This window comes from Allokutzneria oryzae, from assembly GCF_042429765.1.
GTDB classification, from domain to species: domain Bacteria; phylum Actinomycetota; class Actinomycetes; order Mycobacteriales; family Pseudonocardiaceae; genus Allokutzneria; species Allokutzneria oryzae.
Genome location: NZ_JBHLZU010000019.1, coordinates 116,268 through 131,882 on the forward strand (window position 1 = coordinate 116,268; position 15,615 = coordinate 131,882).

15 protein-coding genes are annotated in these 15,615 nt (G+C 69.8%); 9 read left to right on the plus strand and 6 right to left on the minus strand.

The window, feature by feature from the left end; genetic code table 11:
• Positions 1-80: 80 nt before the first annotated feature.
• The 5 genes from ACFFQA_RS23910 to ACFFQA_RS23930 all read left to right on the plus strand — a co-directional run bounded on the left by ACFFQA_RS23910 (position 81) and on the right by ACFFQA_RS23930 (position 5,112).
• Positions 81-1,436: a M20/M25/M40 family metallo-hydrolase gene (locus tag ACFFQA_RS23910; protein ID WP_377856319.1), complete on the plus strand. Its 1,356-nt coding sequence runs from the start codon at positions 81-83 to the stop codon at positions 1,434-1,436.
• On the plus strand, positions 1,433-3,238 hold the full coding sequence (locus tag ACFFQA_RS23915) for a S9 family peptidase (protein ID WP_377856322.1): 1,806 nt from the start codon (positions 1,433-1,435) through the stop codon (positions 3,236-3,238). Before ACFFQA_RS23910 ends, ACFFQA_RS23915 begins: the two co-directional genes overlap by 4 nt.
• Before the next feature lie 33 nt (positions 3,239-3,271).
• A complete protein-coding gene (locus tag ACFFQA_RS23920; RefSeq protein ID WP_377856325.1) occupies positions 3,272-3,658 on the plus strand; it encodes a VOC family protein in 387 nt (128 codons plus the stop codon).
• A gap of 292 nt (positions 3,659-3,950) precedes the next feature.
• Positions 3,951-4,652 (plus strand): DUF6193 family natural product biosynthesis protein, encoded by a 702-nt coding sequence (locus ACFFQA_RS23925; protein WP_377856328.1) that lies wholly within the window; start codon positions 3,951-3,953, stop codon positions 4,650-4,652.
• 97 nt (positions 4,653-4,749) lie between these two features.
• Positions 4,750-5,112: a YciI family protein gene (locus tag ACFFQA_RS23930; protein ID WP_377856331.1), complete on the plus strand. Its 363-nt coding sequence runs from the start codon at positions 4,750-4,752 to the stop codon at positions 5,110-5,112.
• Positions 5,113-5,327: 215 nt separating this feature from the next.
• On the opposite strand, the gene ACFFQA_RS23935 is transcribed toward ACFFQA_RS23930, so the two are convergent.
• Positions 5,328-5,831 (minus strand): tetratricopeptide repeat protein, encoded by a 504-nt coding sequence (locus tag ACFFQA_RS23935; RefSeq protein ID WP_377856334.1) that lies wholly within the window; start codon positions 5,829-5,831, stop codon positions 5,328-5,330.
• 189 nt (positions 5,832-6,020) lie between these two features.
• On the opposite strand from ACFFQA_RS23935, the gene ACFFQA_RS23940 reads away from it, so the two are divergent.
• From ACFFQA_RS23940 to ACFFQA_RS23950, 3 genes are all read left to right on the plus strand, one after another.
• The gene (locus ACFFQA_RS23940; protein ID WP_377856337.1) at positions 6,021-7,286 is read left to right on the plus strand and encodes an ABC transporter substrate-binding protein; all 1,266 of its coding nucleotides are present in this window, start codon (positions 6,021-6,023) and stop codon (positions 7,284-7,286) included.
• Positions 7,283-8,209: a carbohydrate ABC transporter permease gene (locus tag ACFFQA_RS23945; protein WP_377856340.1), complete on the plus strand. Its 927-nt coding sequence runs from the start codon at positions 7,283-7,285 to the stop codon at positions 8,207-8,209. Before ACFFQA_RS23940 ends, ACFFQA_RS23945 begins: the two co-directional genes overlap by 4 nt.
• 83 nt (positions 8,210-8,292) lie before the next feature.
• A complete protein-coding gene (locus tag ACFFQA_RS23950) occupies positions 8,293-9,075 on the plus strand; it encodes a carbohydrate ABC transporter permease (RefSeq protein WP_377856603.1) in 783 nt (260 codons plus the stop codon).
• Positions 9,076-9,126: 51 nt separating this feature from the next.
• Here ACFFQA_RS23950 and ACFFQA_RS23955 read toward each other — a convergent pair whose 3' ends face one another.
• A complete protein-coding gene (locus ACFFQA_RS23955) occupies positions 9,127-9,978 on the minus strand; it encodes a hypothetical protein (RefSeq protein ID WP_377856343.1) in 852 nt (283 codons plus the stop codon).
• Between the two features lie 26 nt (positions 9,979-10,004).
• Complete coding sequence (locus tag ACFFQA_RS23960; RefSeq protein WP_377856346.1) at positions 10,005-10,397, minus strand: cupin domain-containing protein; 393 nt, start codon at positions 10,395-10,397, stop codon at positions 10,005-10,007.
• 51 nt (positions 10,398-10,448) lie between these two features.
• Between ACFFQA_RS23960 and ACFFQA_RS23965 the strand changes: the two genes are divergently transcribed.
• A complete protein-coding gene (locus tag ACFFQA_RS23965) occupies positions 10,449-11,426 on the plus strand; it encodes a helix-turn-helix domain-containing protein (protein ID WP_377856349.1) in 978 nt (325 codons plus the stop codon).
• Between the two features lie 29 nt (positions 11,427-11,455).
• Here ACFFQA_RS23965 and ACFFQA_RS23970 read toward each other — a convergent pair whose 3' ends face one another.
• From ACFFQA_RS23970 to ACFFQA_RS23980, 3 genes are all read right to left on the minus strand, one after another.
• Entirely contained in the window at positions 11,456-13,243 is a 1,788-nt protein-coding gene (locus tag ACFFQA_RS23970; protein WP_377856352.1) for a thiamine pyrophosphate-requiring protein, read from the minus strand.
• 253 nt (positions 13,244-13,496) lie between these two features.
• Positions 13,497-14,384 (minus strand): DMT family transporter, encoded by an 888-nt coding sequence (locus ACFFQA_RS23975; RefSeq protein WP_377856355.1) that lies wholly within the window; start codon positions 14,382-14,384, stop codon positions 13,497-13,499.
• A gap of 152 nt (positions 14,385-14,536) precedes the next feature.
• The gene (locus ACFFQA_RS23980; protein WP_377856358.1) at positions 14,537-15,610 is read right to left on the minus strand and encodes a winged helix DNA-binding domain-containing protein; all 1,074 of its coding nucleotides are present in this window, start codon (positions 15,608-15,610) and stop codon (positions 14,537-14,539) included.
• Between the last annotated feature and the right edge of the window lie 5 nt (positions 15,611-15,615).

Below are 15,615 nucleotides of genomic sequence, written 5' to 3' on the forward strand. Positions count from 1 at the left end.
GCGGTCTTGTCCAACCCCGCACTGGTTTGATTTCATGCTATCGATTTCACTATGTGCAATCACTTGTCTGGGGGGTCCTGGTGGACGCACTTCTCGACCGGGTCCGGCTGTGGGTGGCCGAGCGCCACGAGAGCCTGACCAACGAGTTCGGCGCATGGGTCGCACAGCCCAGCGTCAGCCGTACCGGTGAAGGCATGCCGGAGGCGCTGGTGCATGGCATGGACCTGCTGCGCGGCTGCGGTCTCGAACCCGAGGCCGTTGCGACGGACGGCATTCCCACGCTGATCGGCACCGCCGACGGCCCGCCGGGCGCCCCGCACGTGGTGATCTACGGGCACTACGACGTCCAGCCCGCGGGCCCGCTGGACGAGTGGATCTCGCCGCCCTTCGAGCCGGAGATCCGCGACGGCCGGATGTACGGGCGTGGCACTGGCGACAACAAGGGTCAGCACCTCGCGCAACTGCTGGGTCTGCGCGCGTTGCGCGAGCTCACCGGAGGTCTGCCCTGCCGCGTGACCGTGCTGCTCGACGGCGAGGAGGAGATCGGCAGCCCCAGCCTCCCCCGCGTGGTGCGCGAGCGCTTCGCCGACGACCGCCCCGACCTGGTGCTGTGGAGCGACGGTCCGGTGCACGAGTCCGGGCGCGCGTGCGTGGTGCTCGGTGTGCGCGGCATCGTCACCTTCGAACTGCGAGCCACTGGGCCGACCACCGCGCTGCACTCCGGCAACTGGGGTGGCGTCGGGCTCAACCCGGCGTGGCAGCTCGTGCAGCTGCTGGCGTCGATGCGTGATGCCGACGGAAACGTGCTGGTCGAGGGCTTCAACGACGGCGTGATCCCGCTGTCGCCCCAGGAGCGCGCCGCGCTGGAGGCGCTGCCGCTCAACCTCTCCGAGGTGCTCGCCGGGATCGGGACCACGCGGCTGGAGCCGTCAGCCGAGCCCGGCTACTACGAGCGGCTCACCGCGCCGACCTTCACGATCAACTCGTTGACCTGCGAAGACGCTGGGGAGCACCGCACAGTGATCCCCAGCGTCGCGGTGGCGCGCTGCGACGTGCGGCTGGTCGGCGGGCAGCGGGTGCCGGACGTGGTCGAGGCGATGCGCAGACACGTCGCTGAGCACGCTCCGGACATCGAGTTCATCCCGGGCGGCACGATGTCGCCGTCCCGCACGCTGCCGGAGACGCCGTTCACCCGCGCCGTGCTGACCGGGACCGAGCTGGGCCTGTGCGAGCCCCCGCTGCTGGTGCCCGCACTCGGCGGCAGCCTGCCGATCTCCGCGTTCACCGACGAGCTGGACGTCCCGTGTTACGGCGTCCCGCTGGCCAATGTGGACGAGCGCAACCACGCGCCCAACGAGAACCTGGAGCTCGACCGGTTCCTCAACGGAATCGTGGCCGCGGCAGCGATCCAGCTCACCCTGGGAGACCACCGATGATCGCCGACCAGATCGACGGGTTCGCGCCGAGCCCGGACGGCACGCTGCTCGCCTACATCTCCGACGCGAGCGGGTCACCACAACCGTGGTGCCTGAGGCTGGACGGCGCAGCGGCACCACGACTGTCCGAAGTGGACGGCACGGTGACCAGGCTCGGCTGGCGGCCGGACGGCAGCAGGCTGCTCGTCCAGATCGACCCGGACGGCGCCGAGAACTACCGGATCGCGGAGGTCGACCTGGTCAGCGGCGCCGTGGAGTGGCTGACCCCGGAGGGCACCCGCGCCGAGATCGGTGTGCCCTATGCCAGCTCCGGCAATCCGTACAGCCCGGACGGCCGCTTGTTGGCCTACGCGACGAGCGCCAGGGACGAGTCGGTCTTCGACGTCTTCGTGCGTGACCTCACCACGGGCGCGGTGACCACCGTGCTTCAAGCGGGTGACGAGGTCAGCGAGGACCGCTACCTGCCGATGTTCTTCTCACCCGATTCGCGTCGGCTGCTCGTGCTGCGGATGCACCAGGGCACCGAGCACGACCTGTTCGTGTGCCACCTCGACACCGGCGCGGTCGAGCACGTCACCCCGCACGAGGGCCCGGCGAAGTTCCTGCCCGCCGCGTGGTCGGAGGACGGGATCTACGTCTGCACGACCCTCGGCCGTGACCACACCGGGCTCGCGCTGCTCAAGCCGGACGGCTCGCTCGACTGGCTGGCGACGCCGGACCACGACATCGACGGCGCGGCGCTCTCGCCAGACGGGCGATGGCTGGTGTGGGGCGTCAACGTGGCCAGCTACTCCAGGCTGGAGTGGCTGAACCGGCAGACCGGTGATCGCGGCACGGTCGACGGGCTCCCCCGCTGCGTGGCCACGCAGGAGTACGGCTTCGACGGTCAGACCCTCCACCTGCGCGGCGAAGAGCTGTTCGTCCTGGCCAGCAGGGCGACCGCGGCGAAGGACGCCTGGTCGGTGAACCTCACGACCGGCGGAGTCCGGCAGCTCACCGACTCCGGCCCGGACCTGCCGGACGACCTGGTCGAGCCGGAGGTGGTGCGGTTCCCGAGCGCGGACGGCCGCACCGTGCACGGCCTGCTCTACCGCCCGCGCGGGGTCTCCAGGGCCGGGGTCGTCCTCGACATCCACGGCGGCCCGGAACACCAGGCCCGGCCCTGGTTCTCGGGGATGACGCAGAGGTTGCTGGCGCGCGGGATCGGCGTGCTCGCGACGAACATCCGCGGCTCGTCCGGCTACGGGCTGAGCTACCAGCGGTTGATCTACCGCGACTGGGGCGGCGGTGACCTGGACGACCTGGCGGGCGCCGCCGCGTACCTCAACGGGCTGAGCTGGGTGGACGGTCAGCGGCTCGGGGTGTTCGGCGCGTCCTACGGTGGCTTCGCGGCGCTGAGCTGTCTCACCAGGCTGCCGCAGCTGTGGCGCGCGGGCGTGTCGATCTGCGGGGTGTCCGACCTGGTCAGCGACGTGCGCTCGTTCCCGCCGACGTGGCGGCGGCGGGCGAGGGACTGGGTCGGCGATCCCGACGACCCCGCGGACAACGCCCGGCTGCGCGAGGCCAGCCCGTACCGGCACGCGCACCGGCTCCAGGCGCCGCTGCTGCTGGTGCACGGGATCAACGACACGCGGGTGTCGATCGCCGAGTCCGACCAGATGTACGCGCGGCTGGTCGAGCTGGACCTGCCGGTCGAGCTGGTGCGGGTGGACGGCGAGGGGCACGTGGTCGCCGACCGCGAGACCAGGGAGAGCGAGGAGGAGATGGTCATCGAGTGGTTCGCCGAACACCTCGCGCCTTGACCTCAAGCAAGATCGAGGTTCTACGGTCGGACCATGACCGTGAAGCTGAACCACACCATCGTCCACGCCACCGACCGGGAGGCCACCGCGAGCTTCCTGGTCTCGGTCCTCGGTTTCGCCGAGCCGCAGGAGTTCGGCCCGTTCCTCGTCGTCCAGACCGACAACGAGGTCTCGCTGGACGTGCTGCACAACCCCGGCGAGTTCACCAGGCAGCACTACGCCTTCCTCGTGGAGGAGGACGAGTTCGACGTGATCTTCGGCCGGATCCGCGAGCGCGGCCTGCCGTACTGGGCGGGCCCCGGCCACCGAGGGCCCGGCGAGATCAACACCAATGACGGCGGCCGGGGCGTCTACTTCGACGACCCCGACGGCCACGCGCTGGAGATCCTGACCCGCCCGTACGGCTCCGGGGACGCGTGACCCAGGTCACACGCCGGTCCGGGAACACCGGGCAGTGGTCATGAGTTGATCGACTGGGGCGGTGCGGAACGTGTCCCCCGGGCCTACCTCAGGCCGTCGCGGAATACCGTTCGGCTGGAGCCGCGTTCGTGCCATCCGCCGTGAGGCGACCGCCGCACCGTCCCCCCTTCTCCCCCACCCGCCCCGGTTCCCGGAACCGGCGTGGCGGGTCGGCTGCGCCCACGCGAGGGGCTCAGGGGATGCTGTGCGGGTCATCGACCGGCCTGACCACGGACTAGGACCTCTGCACCTCATGCGTGACGACATGCGTTCCCACTACCCCGAGCTCGTCGAAGCGGCCGACCTCAGCGCCGCGCTGCTGCGCCAGTCCGCTGTGGACGGCCGCGAGCTCACGCTGGAGCCCGACCAGCACCCGCACTCCGCCCGCGTGCTCAGCGCGCGGGGCACCGTCGAGGTCGACCTGGCCACCAGGGAACGCTCGTTCCAACTCAGCCTGTGGAGCCGCGGGGTGAACCTCGCGCGCGGTGACACCGCGGACATCACCGAGGTGGTGGGCATCTGCCGCGCATGGGAGGCGGGCGCCTGCCTTGCGGACCTGCGCGCGGCATGGCCGCTGCTGTCCTACACCGAGCTCGCCGAGGCCCACGAGCGCGGCGACGCCGTGGAGGTGAAGTGGCGGATGCTGCTGGAGAACGGTGACCCGCACCTGCGCCCGCTGATCGAGGCCGCGCTGACCGAGCCGCGGCTGCGCGAGCTGTTCCCGTTCACCAGCCGCCGCGCACTGCTGTTCAGCCGCTGCACCGGCTACCCGTACCTGAGCGTTCCGCCCGTGGTGCTGCCGCTGGGCGCAGGCCGTTACCGCGTCGTCGGCCCGGACGACACGGTGCTCGGCGAGGATGACGCGGCAGGCGCGGTCGCGGTGGCGGTCGCCGCGCTGCCCGCCGACTGCGGACCGGCGGTGCCGGGAACCGCGGAGGACCTGCGCACGGAGTGAGCAGGTCCTCCGCCCGCCTCACGGCTTGAGGTCGACGGCCTTGGTCGGACAATCGTGGAAACCGCGCTTGGAAACCATGGGGGCCCAGGTGAAGTACATGATCCTCATCCAGAGCAACGCCGCCTCACTGGCCAGGTGGGAGCGGCTCTCCGACGAACAGCGCACGGACTTCGGCAGGGGGCACAAGAAGCTGACGGAGGAGCTGGCGGCGTCCGGCCACCTGGTCTCCTCCGAGGGGCTGGCCGACCCGAAGCTCGCCAGGCACGTGTCGCTGCGCGACGGCAAGGTGATGACCACCGACGGCCCCTACGCCGAGGCGAAGGAACACCTGGCCGGCTTCTACGTGGTGGACTGCGCCGACTTCGACGAGGCGGTGGGCATCGCCGCACGTGTGCCCGACGTGCGGCTCGGGGGCGAGGTCGAGGTGCGTCCGGTCTTCGACCTCAACCAGATCGGCTAACCCGGCCCCGCACGCCGTCCGACCTAGCGGGAACTCCGCCCCCCGTGGGAACTCCGTCCCCCCGGCACCCCCGTGCGCGCGTAACCCAGCCGACGTGGTCGAGGTTTTCGCGTTTTGTAGGCTTAATGCGCGAAAGAGCGCTCTCATTTCACATTAAGCCTACAAAACGCGAAATGAGGGGCACGGAGGTAAGGGGGCTGGGGGGCCAGGGGGGCTCAGTCGGCCCAGACCTGGTCGAGGTCTCGGGCGTACAGCGCGATGGCTCGCGAGTAGGACTTCACTTCCTCGTCGTCGGTGGTGTCCAGCACGAGGTTCAGCAGCGACGAGACGGCTTCCTTGTGCTCACCGCAGTTGTAGAGCGTCATCGCCAGGAACGCTTTCAGCGGCGCGTAGTCCGGGAACTCCGCGACGCCGCGCCGCAGCGTCTCCAGCGACTCCTCGTACCGGCCGAGCGTCCGGTAGGTGCTGCCGAGGCCGAGGAAAACGCCATGTCGCTCGACCTTGCTCAGGCCGGGAAGGCTCAACGCGCGAGAGTAGAACGGGACAGCGGCCGACTCCTTGCCGAGCGAGTCGTGCGCCCACCCGGTCTGATACGCCACGCGGGCGTCGTCCGGGTACTTATCGGACAGCTCTAGTGCCTCGCGCAGCGCGTCCTCCAGGCGTCCTTCCTTCCGCGCCTGGACGATCCGCTCGATCCCGGTCTCGACAGACTCCGACATGGGGCGATCATCTCATCTCAGCAGCCGGCCGACCCGAGTTCCGACCCATCGCCACGCGGCGATGAAGTCGGGGGTGCAGCGGTGTCGATCTCAGTCAGCGAGAATGATCGACGCGGGTCGTGTCGGCGTGATGGGGTTCGGTGTGGGAAAGTCACCGGCCACACCGAGTACGTGTCGATGGAGGTACTGATGTCCTCAACACCGCTGTCCAGGCGCGGTTTCCTGAACGCAGCGGGCGCGGTCGCGCTCGCGGGCGCCTTCGGCGGTCTCAGCGCGTGCGGGTCGAACACCGGCCGCGGCGGCAACGGTGGCCAGGGCCTCCAGCAGTGGTACCACGCGTACGGGGAGAACGGCGTCCAGCAGGCCGTCGAGCGCTACGCCAAGGCGTACACCGCCACGCCGGTCTCCGTGCAGTGGAACCCCGGTGACTACTCCTCGAAGCTGTCCACCTCGCTGCTCTCCGGCGGCGGACCTGACGTCTTCGAGTCCACGCTGCAGATCAGCATGGTGCGCGCGAACCAGATCGTTCCGCTGGACGACGTGATCGCGCCCGCGAAGGACGACTTCACCGCCACCGTGCTCGCCGGGCACACCGTGGACGGCAAGGTCTACGGCATCCCCCAGGCCGTCGACATGCAGATGTTGTTCTACCGCAAGAGCTTCCTGGACAAGGCGGGCGTCAAGCCGCCGACGACCGTCGACGAGCTCATCGACGCCGCGAAGAAGCTCACCTCCGGCGGCGTGAAGGGGCTGTTCGTCGGCAACGACAGCGGTGTGTCCACGCTCGGCGGCCCCGCGCTGTGGTCGGTCGGCCTGGACTACGTCACCCCGGAGCACAAGGTCGGCTTCGACGACCCGGCCGCCGCGACCGCCGTCGCCAAGCTGCGCGAGCTCAACACCAGCAACAGCCTGCTGCTCGGCGCGGTGAAGGACTGGTCGGAGCCGGACGCGTTCATCCAGGGCCAGGTCGCCATGCAGTGGTGCGGTCTGTGGGCGGTCCCCGCCGTGCAGAAGGCGCTCGGCGAGGACTTCGGCTTGCTGCCGTGGCCGAAGCTCTCCGGATCGGGCAGCGCGTCGGTCCCGGTCGGCGCGTACGGCGCGATGGTCAACGCGAAGAGCAAGAAGATCGACGAGGCCAAGGCCTTCGTGAAGTGGCTGTGGATCGACCGCACCGAGTACCAGGAGGACTTCAACCTCTCCTACGGCTTCCACATCCCGCCGCGCGCCTCGCTGGCCGGCAAGGCCGACAAGCTCAAGGCCGGCCCGGCCGCTGACGCGGTGGCCTTCGTCAAGGACCTCGCCAAGTCCTCCAACCCGCCGGACTGGACGCAGTCGATGCGCACCGCCTACCAGGACGCGCTGTCGCGGGTGGTGCGCGAGGGCGCCGACCCGGCGGTCGAGCTGCGCGGCGCGGTGGCCAAGGCGCAGGACGAGCTGAAGCGCCTGTACGGATGAGCTCGGCCGCCGCCACCGTCCGCAAGAAGAAACCCGGCAACGCCAAGGCTTTCTGGCTCTTCGTCGGCCCGTTCCTCGCCGGTCTGGCGATCTTCGCCTACCTGCCGATCGGCTGGAGCCTGCTGCTCAGCTTCTTCAACGCGCACAACACGGTCACCCCGACGGAGTTCGTCGGGGTGGACAACTACATCGACATGCTCAGCGACGGCGCGTTCCTGCAGAGCATGGGCACGTTCACGCTGTTCGCGCTGTTCATCGTGCCGCTGACGTTCGTGCTGTCGCTGGCCCTGGCGCTGTTGGTCAACCAGATCGGCTTCGCGCGGACCTTCTTCCGGTCGGTGTTCTTCCTGCCGACCGCGTGCTCCTACGTGGTCGCGTCGCTGATCTGGAAGCTGTCGATCTTCAACGGCCTGCGCTACGGGCTGGCCAACACCGTGCTGTCCTGGTTCGGCATCGAGCCGATCGCGTGGACGGTCTCCACCGACCCGCCGTGGTACTGGCTGGTGCTGGTGACGCTGCGGCTGTGGCTGCAGCTCGGCTTCTACATGATCCTGTTCATCGCCGGGCTCCAGCGCATTCCGCAGCACCTCTACGAGGCGGCGTGGATCGACGGGGCCAAGCCGGGCTGGCAGACGTTGCGCCACGTGACGCTGCCGCAGCTGCGGGCGACCTCGGTCTCGGTCATCCTGCTCACCCTCATCGCCGCCTACCAGGCGTTCGACGAGTTCTACAACGTGCTGGGCTCGGCCGACGGCTATCCGCCCTTCGCCCGGCCACCGCTGGTCTACCTCTACTACAGCGCGCTGGGCAGCGGTGGGCAGGACTTCGGCCACGGCAGCGCGGGCGCGGTCATCCTCGCGCTGCTGATCGCGCTGGTGACGTTGTTGCAGGGCAGGCTGTTCGGGTTCAGGAGGGGCGAGTGAGCGAGCACGTGCACCGCCCGGCCGGGTATCGGCGCACCCCGGCGGGCGTGATCACCTCGGGTCTGCGCTACCTGGCGCTCGTGGTGGCCGGGGCGCTGTTCCTGGTGCCGTTCTACCTGTTGCTGCGCAACGGCCTGGCCACCGAGGCCGAGGTCGCCGCGCCGGACTGGACGTTCTTCCCGGACACGCTGCACTGGGAGAACTTCGCCGAGCTGTTCTCGGACCCGTCGGTGCCGCTGCTGGCCAGCATGGGCAACTCCGTGCTCGTCTCGGTGCTGCAGACGATCGGGCAGCTGCTGCTGTGCGGCCTGGCGGGCTACGGCATGGCCCGCATCCCCTACCGGCACTCCGGCAAGGTCTTCTACGCGGTGGTCGCCACGCTGATGATCCCGGCGGCGGTGACGTTCGTGCCGAGCTTCGTCGTGGTCTCCAGCCTCGGCTGGCTCAGCGACCTGCGCGGCCTGGTGATCCCCGGTCTGTTCAGCGGGTTCACCGCGTTCCTGTTCCGGCAGTACTTCCTGGCCTTCCCCAAGGAGCTGGAGGAGGCCGCCCGCATCGACGGCCTCGGCTACTGGGGGACGTTCTGGCGGATCGTGGTGCCGAACTCCTGGAACTTCATCGCCGCGCTCGCGGTGATCTCCTTCATCGGCAGCTGGAACGCGTTCCTGTGGCCGTTGGTGATCGCCCAGGACCAGTCCTCGTGGACCGTCCAGGTGGCGTTGTCGAGCTTCCTCACCGCGCAGAACCTGAACGTGCACCAGCTGTTCCTGGCCGCTGCGGTCTCGATCCTGCCGCTGGTCCTCGTTTTCGTGACGCTGCAACGCTTCCTGGTCAGGGGCGTCGCGGAGACCGGCATCAAGGGCTGAACGGGCACCATGAAGGCCGGGCACCGCGTGGTGCCCGGCCTTCACGTCTTCTCAGATGCCACCGCCGAAGCCGCCACTGCCGTAGTCGCTCGACGGCCCGGAGTGGTACTTCGACGGCATCGTCCGCTTGCTGGGGTCGTACGGGTGGCTGTCGATGAGCACGCCGGTGAAGGACCGCCAGCCCAGCACGTCGCTCCCGTGTCCTTCCTCCAGCGCCCGCCTGGTCTGCATGTCCCAGTAGACGGTGGTGTACGGGTGCTCCGACCGTTCCGCCTCCAACGCGGCCTGCACCTGGTTCGCGGTCATTCCCGTGTGCGTCGCCTGACCGCCGTCGAGGCTCGGAAGCCAGATCGCGAAGCTGCGACGCGCTGGGCTCACGACGAGCTCGTACGCCCACACCGGTCCGGTGGCGGTGGTCAGCACCGCCGCGCGCCGAGCCTTGTCGCGTCGGTCTTCCTCCGCCCGGCGTACCGACTCGCGCTCGGTGAACTCCACGACGTAATCGGGAAGATCACCAGCGTGTTCCTGATAGGTCGCGAGCGCGGTGTCGAAGTCCGAGCGCAACTGGGCAGCGGTGTCGTTGTAGCTCCTGCGGAGGCTCCAGTTCCGCAGCGCGTACCGGAGCCGCCACCACAGTCGCCCCTGGAAGGGCGGCCACAGGTGCTGGCTCGCGACACGCTCCCGTTCCTGGAGAGCACGGATCTGCTTGAGGAACTCGTCCGTCGCGGAGCACCACCGGTCGCGGTCAGCCTCGGTGGCCCGGACCGTCCGGCCGTGCGGCCGGCTCGGGTCTCCGGTCGCGCACTGGAGCGCGGTGATCTTCCTGATCTCGGTGCCGATGACGTTCACCGTCCATGACCCCAGCAGCAAGCCGAGATCCGTCACATGGACTTCGACGTTCATCGTCCCATGGTGCCAGTCGGTTCGAGTCAGTCCAGCCGGTGTCCGGTGGTGACATCGACATGATCGGGAACCGAGTCCCGCCGGTCACCGACCGACAGCGTGCCGCTCGGCTCGAACATCAGGATGGACGCGCCATCGGCGGAGGACGGTTTGTGCTCGACCCCGCGTGGCACGACGAAGACCGAGCCCTGAGCGAGGACGACGGTCCGCTCGGCGTCGCCGTCCCGCAGCGCGATGGTCAGCTCTCCTTCGAGCACCAGGAAGAACTCGTCGGTGTTGTCGTGGGAGTGCCAGACGTGCTCACCCGCGACCTTGGCGATGCGGACGTCGTAGTCGTTGACCTGGGCGACGATCCGGGGGCTCCAGATCGCGTCGAAGCGGGCGAGCGCACTGGTCAGAGCGATGGGACTGGTGGTCATGCGACGAGCGTGCCCGTGGCGCGCCCGCCACGCGAGTGCTAGGAATCGCACATGTCGCGTGGATTCTCGCAGCCGCATCGCGTCGCCGTGCTCGTCGACGAGGGCTCCAACCCGTTCGAGCTGGGCGTGGCCACGGAACTGTTCGGGCTGCGCCGCCCCGAGCTGGACCTGCCCTGGTACGAGTTCACGCTCTGTTCGGCGACGCCGAGCGTGCGGATGCACAACGGGTTTTTCACGCTCTCCGACGTCGCCGGGTTGGACGCACTCGACGAGGCCGACACCGTGATCGCACCGAACCGCCCCGACCCGGAGGCTGGTGCCTCACCCCGGGTCCTCGACGCCGTGCGGCGCGCGGCGGAGCGCGGGACCCGGCTGGTGAGCTTCTGCACCGGCGCGTTCACCCTCGCCGAGGCCGGAGTCCTCGACGGCAGACGGGCCACCACGCACTGGCGATGGGCCGAGGTGTTCGCGTCCCGGTACCCGGATGTGGATCTCCAGCCGGACGTGCTGTTCGTCGATGACGGCGACGTGCTCTCCGCAGCGGGCAGCGCCGCAGCTCTTGACCTGGGGCTTTACCTGATTCGCCGGGACAACGGCGCGGAGGTCGCCGCCGCGGTGAGCCGTCGGCTGGTGTTCGCCGTGCACCGCGACGGCGGTCAGCGGCAGTTCGTCGAGCGTCCGGTGCCCGTGGTGCCGGAGACAGCACTGGCACCGGTGCTGGCATGGGCACAGCAACGGCTCGACCAGCCGCTGAGCACGGTGGATCTGGCTCGACGCGCCGCTGTCAGCGTGGCCACGCTGCACCGGCGGTTCCGCGCGGAGCTGGGCACGACGCCGCTGGACTGGCTGACCGAGGAGCGGGTCGCCCTGGCGTGCCGCCTGATCGAACGGGGCGAACCGCGGTTGGACGCCGTCGCCAACGCCAGCGGCCTCGGGACCGCGTCCAACCTTCGGGCTCAGATGCGGAGGCGGACCGGTCTCACGCCGTCCGCATATCGCAGGCGGTTCGGACTCAGCCCGTCACGGTGAAGCAGGGCAGACCATGCCTTCGGCCGCGCTCACCGGCCCGGCAGCAGCTCTTGGAGCTTCGTGCGCACACCCTGGCTGATCATGTGCCAGGCGTTCGGGTCCCCGCGCAACACGGACTCGGTCATGGCGACGACCTGGTCGAAGGTCGCGTGCGGCGGGATGGGCGGGACTTCGGGGTCGCAGCGCACGTCCAGGACCACCGGCCGGTCCGCCGCCAGCGCGCGGTCCCAGGCCGGACCGAGGTCCTCCGGCCTGTCGACCGCGATCCCGCCCAGCCCGAGCGACCGGGCGAACGCGGCGTAGTCCACGTCCGGCAGCACCTGGGACTCCTCGAACTTCGGCGCCCCACCCATCGCCCGCAGCTCCCACGTGACCTGGTTCAGGTCGTTGTTGTGGAACACGCACACCACGCACCGCCGGTCTGGCCAGAGCTCGCGGTACCTGGCCAGGGTGATCAGCTCGGCGAGCCCGTTCATCTGCATCGCCCCGTCACCGACGAGCGCGATCACCGGCCGGTCCGGGCACGCGAACTTCGCGCCGATCGCGTACGGCACGCCGCAGCCCATCGTGGCGAGCGTGCCCGACAGCGAACCGCGGACGTCTCCGCGCATCCGCAGGTTCCGCGCGTACCAGTTGGTCGCCGACCCGGAGTCCGCGGTGATGATCGCGTTGTCCGGTACGCGTGCGGAGAGCTCGTGCACGACGCGCATCGGGTTGACCGGGTCAGCGTCGAGCATGGCCTGCCGCTCCACCGTGCTCCACCACCGTTCCACGTTGGACTCGATGGTGTCGCGCCACGACCGGTCCTCCTTGTGCCGCAGCATCGGCGCGATCGCCGCCAGTGTCGCCTTCGCGTCCCCGACGAGGTTGACCTCGGTGGGATACCGCATGCCGATCATGCGGCCGTCCACGTCGATCTGCACCGCGCGCGCCTTGCCGTACTCCGGGAGGAACTGGCTGTACGGGAAGTTCGAGCCGACGATCAGCAGCGTGTCGCAGTCCCGCATCATCTCGTAGCTCGGCCGCGTGCCGAGCAAGCCGATCGAGCCGGTGACGAACGGCAGTTCGTCGGAGATGACGTCCTTGCCCAGCAAGGCTTTCGCGATGCCCGCGCCGGTCGCCTTGGCGACGTCGAGCACCTCCTGCGCGGCGCCGCGCGCGCCCTGGCCGACCAGGATCGCGACCCGCTCCCCCGCGTTGAGCACCTCGACGGCCCCGGCGATCGCCTCAGGTGGCGGCACGGCAGCGCCCGTGGCAAGGCTCGGCGGGCTGGACGGCACCTGCTTGAACTCGTGCTTCGGCGGCGTGTACTCCTGCTCCTGCACGTCGTTCGGAATGATCAGCGCCGTGGGAGCGCGTTGCGTCAACGCGGTCCGCATCGCCCGGTCCAGCGCGTTCGGCAACTGCTCCGGCACGGTGACCTCGACGTGGTACTCGCTGGCGACATCGGCGAACAGCACCTGGAGGTCGACTTCCTGCTGGTAGCTGCCACCGCGCGCGCTCCGTGCGGTCTGCCCGACGATCGCCACGACCGGGACGTGGTCGAGCTTGGCGTCGTAAAGGCCGTTGAGCAGGTGGATCGCGCCGGGGCCCGAGGTCGCGAGGCAGACCCCGGCGCGTCCGCTGAACTTCGCGTAGCCGACGGCCTGGAACGCGGCCATCTCCTCGTGTCGTGCCTGTACGAAGCGCGGCACGTTGTCCGCGTCACCAAAGGCGGCGACGATGCCGTTGATGCCATCGCCCGGATAGCCGAAGACCTGCTCCACTCCCCAGTCACGCAGGCGCTGGAGCAGGTAGTCGGCAACAGTCTCGGCCATGCTTCCTCCCGGGTCGTCTCCTCACCCGGCTACCCGGAAGCAGGCCGCTGACACGTGGCTAGCCCGTGTCCTGCAAGTCGCCCCGATCCCCCGAGGCGACACCGCCCCCCGTGCGCACTGGCCGACGTGCACGGAGTTTTCGCGTTTTGTCACCTAATTGCGCAAAAGAGCGCTCCCATTTCGCATTAAGGCTACAAAACGCGAAATGCGGGGAGGCGTGAGGTGGCGTGGGCGCCAGGCCGCTGACACGTGGCTAGCCCCGCCGGGCTGAGATGATCACCGCCCCGAACAGCAGCGCCGCCCCGGCGATCCCGGTCGCCCCGAGCCGCTCACCGAGCACGAGCGCGGCGAGCATGGCCCCGGTCAGCGGCTCCAGCAGCGCCATCACCGCCGCGGTGCTCGCGCCGATCCCGCGCAGTCCCCGGAAGTACAGCGTGTAGGCCACCGCCGTCGGCAGCAGCCCGAGCGCGGCGAGCAGACCGACACCGGTCAGGCTCACGGAGAAGCCCAGGTCGGCGAAGGGGACCATGAGCAGCCCGCCGAAGGTGAAGGCGAACCCCGTGCTGGTCAGGTCGTCCAGCCCGGCGACCGGTCGCGCCCCGAGCAGCGTCATCGTGGCGAAGCCTCCGGCCGCGAGCACCGCGAACCCGGCGCTGGCGAGCACGTCGGTTCCGGAGAACTCCCCGGACGGCACGCCGACCAGCAGCGCGAGCCCGGTCAGCGCGAGCGCGAGCGTCAGCACCGCGACGCGGTCGATCCGGCGCCAGCCCAGCACCCGCTCGGCGACGAGCACCAGCACGGGCGAGCAGCCGATGGTGACCAGGGTGGCGATGCTGACCGAGGTCAGCGAGACGGCCATGAAGTAGCTGCTCTGGAAGAACGCGGCCAGCCCGCCGATGCACGCGACGCGGGTCCACGCCGCCCGTCCCCGGGGCAGCGCTCGTCCGGTGAGCAGCAGGAAGGCGACGAGCAGCGAGCCGCCGACGAGGAGCCGGTAGGTGGCGACGGCCATCGGGGAGAGGTCTGCCGCGCGGCCGAGAAGGCTGCCGAGCAGGCCGCCGGTCCCCCACAGGAAACCGGCGGTGGCCAGGCTCAACAGCCCTTGGGCACGGGTGGTTGACGTGACAGTCGGTGCGTGCATGTGTGCGGCGCTCCTGCGACGAGAAGGGGAAAGGTCGCTGAAGCGGGGCACGCCGGGAACGCGCATGGCCGGATCGGCACGATGCGCTGTTGAATGCCTGCCCCGCTAGGAGGCCGGCGGCGGCGTGACGATGAAGATTCGGTGCACGGCGGTCACCCTAGAGAGGTTCCAGGCAGAACGCGAGCGACTTCGGCGGCGAGGGCCTTCCTCGGCACGCGCTCGAACTGCTCGATGTGCACGACACCGCCCTCCTCCTTCCACACCCCGGCGACGCGCCCACCCTGGAGCACGACCGGTGAGATCCACCCGGCAGCCCTGCTGACCTTCGCCAGGTGCTCGGCCGGGACGAGGTCGCGGTTGACCGCGATCACGTACTGGTCGAAGGCGGGCAGCAGCCGCACGAGCTTGTTCGGCGCAGTGTCCACCAGCTCCGCGACGTCCTCGGTCCGCGCGAGCATCGGCGTGCCGTCGACGACCACCTCGGTCAGCTCGTCGCGAGCGGCGGCGAACCAGGACTTCAGCAAGGAAACCTTGGTACCACGGGAGAACCACGCGCCGAAGTCGGCCACAGTGGACGGTCCGTACGCTCCCAGGTACCTCCGCACCAGCTCGGGCCCAGCCTCCTCGGCGGTGACGGTCCGCCAGCCGGGCAGCCACGTCGAAGGACTGGTGAAGGTGACCCGGTTGCCCTCGGCGGGGCCGTGGCAGAGCAACCCGAGCCAGCTGGTCGGCTTGAGCGCGAAGCCCCACCCCGAGCGCAGGATCTCCGCGAGGTGCGGCGAGCCGGTGTGCTCAAGCACGGCCTCGGTCAGTTCCTCGCGGGTGAGCACCTGTCCGTGCAACACCTCGGCGACGGCCTCGATGATCGACGTGATCTCCGCCAGCGTGACCCCGTGGCCACGCAACACGCTGGGCTTCTCCCACGAGCGCACGGCGGCCATGGCCGCGGCGAAGAGCGGGGCGTCGTCGGCGGCGTGCAGGTGCAGCGTGCCGCGCACGGACCACGAGCGGACCAGCGTCCGCTCGTCCCGCAGCGCCCGGTCGACCTCGTCGGAGTCGGGCTTGGCCTGCCGGAACGCGATCGCCTGCACCGCGGAGGAGGACACCTGCGCCTGCACTCCGGCGAGACGGCGAGCCAGCTCGACGGCGCTCGCGTGCGCGGGCTCGGTGATGTGGTGCCGCTTCATCCGCCAGGCCAGCACCTGGTCACGGCTCAGAGTGGTCATCGTGT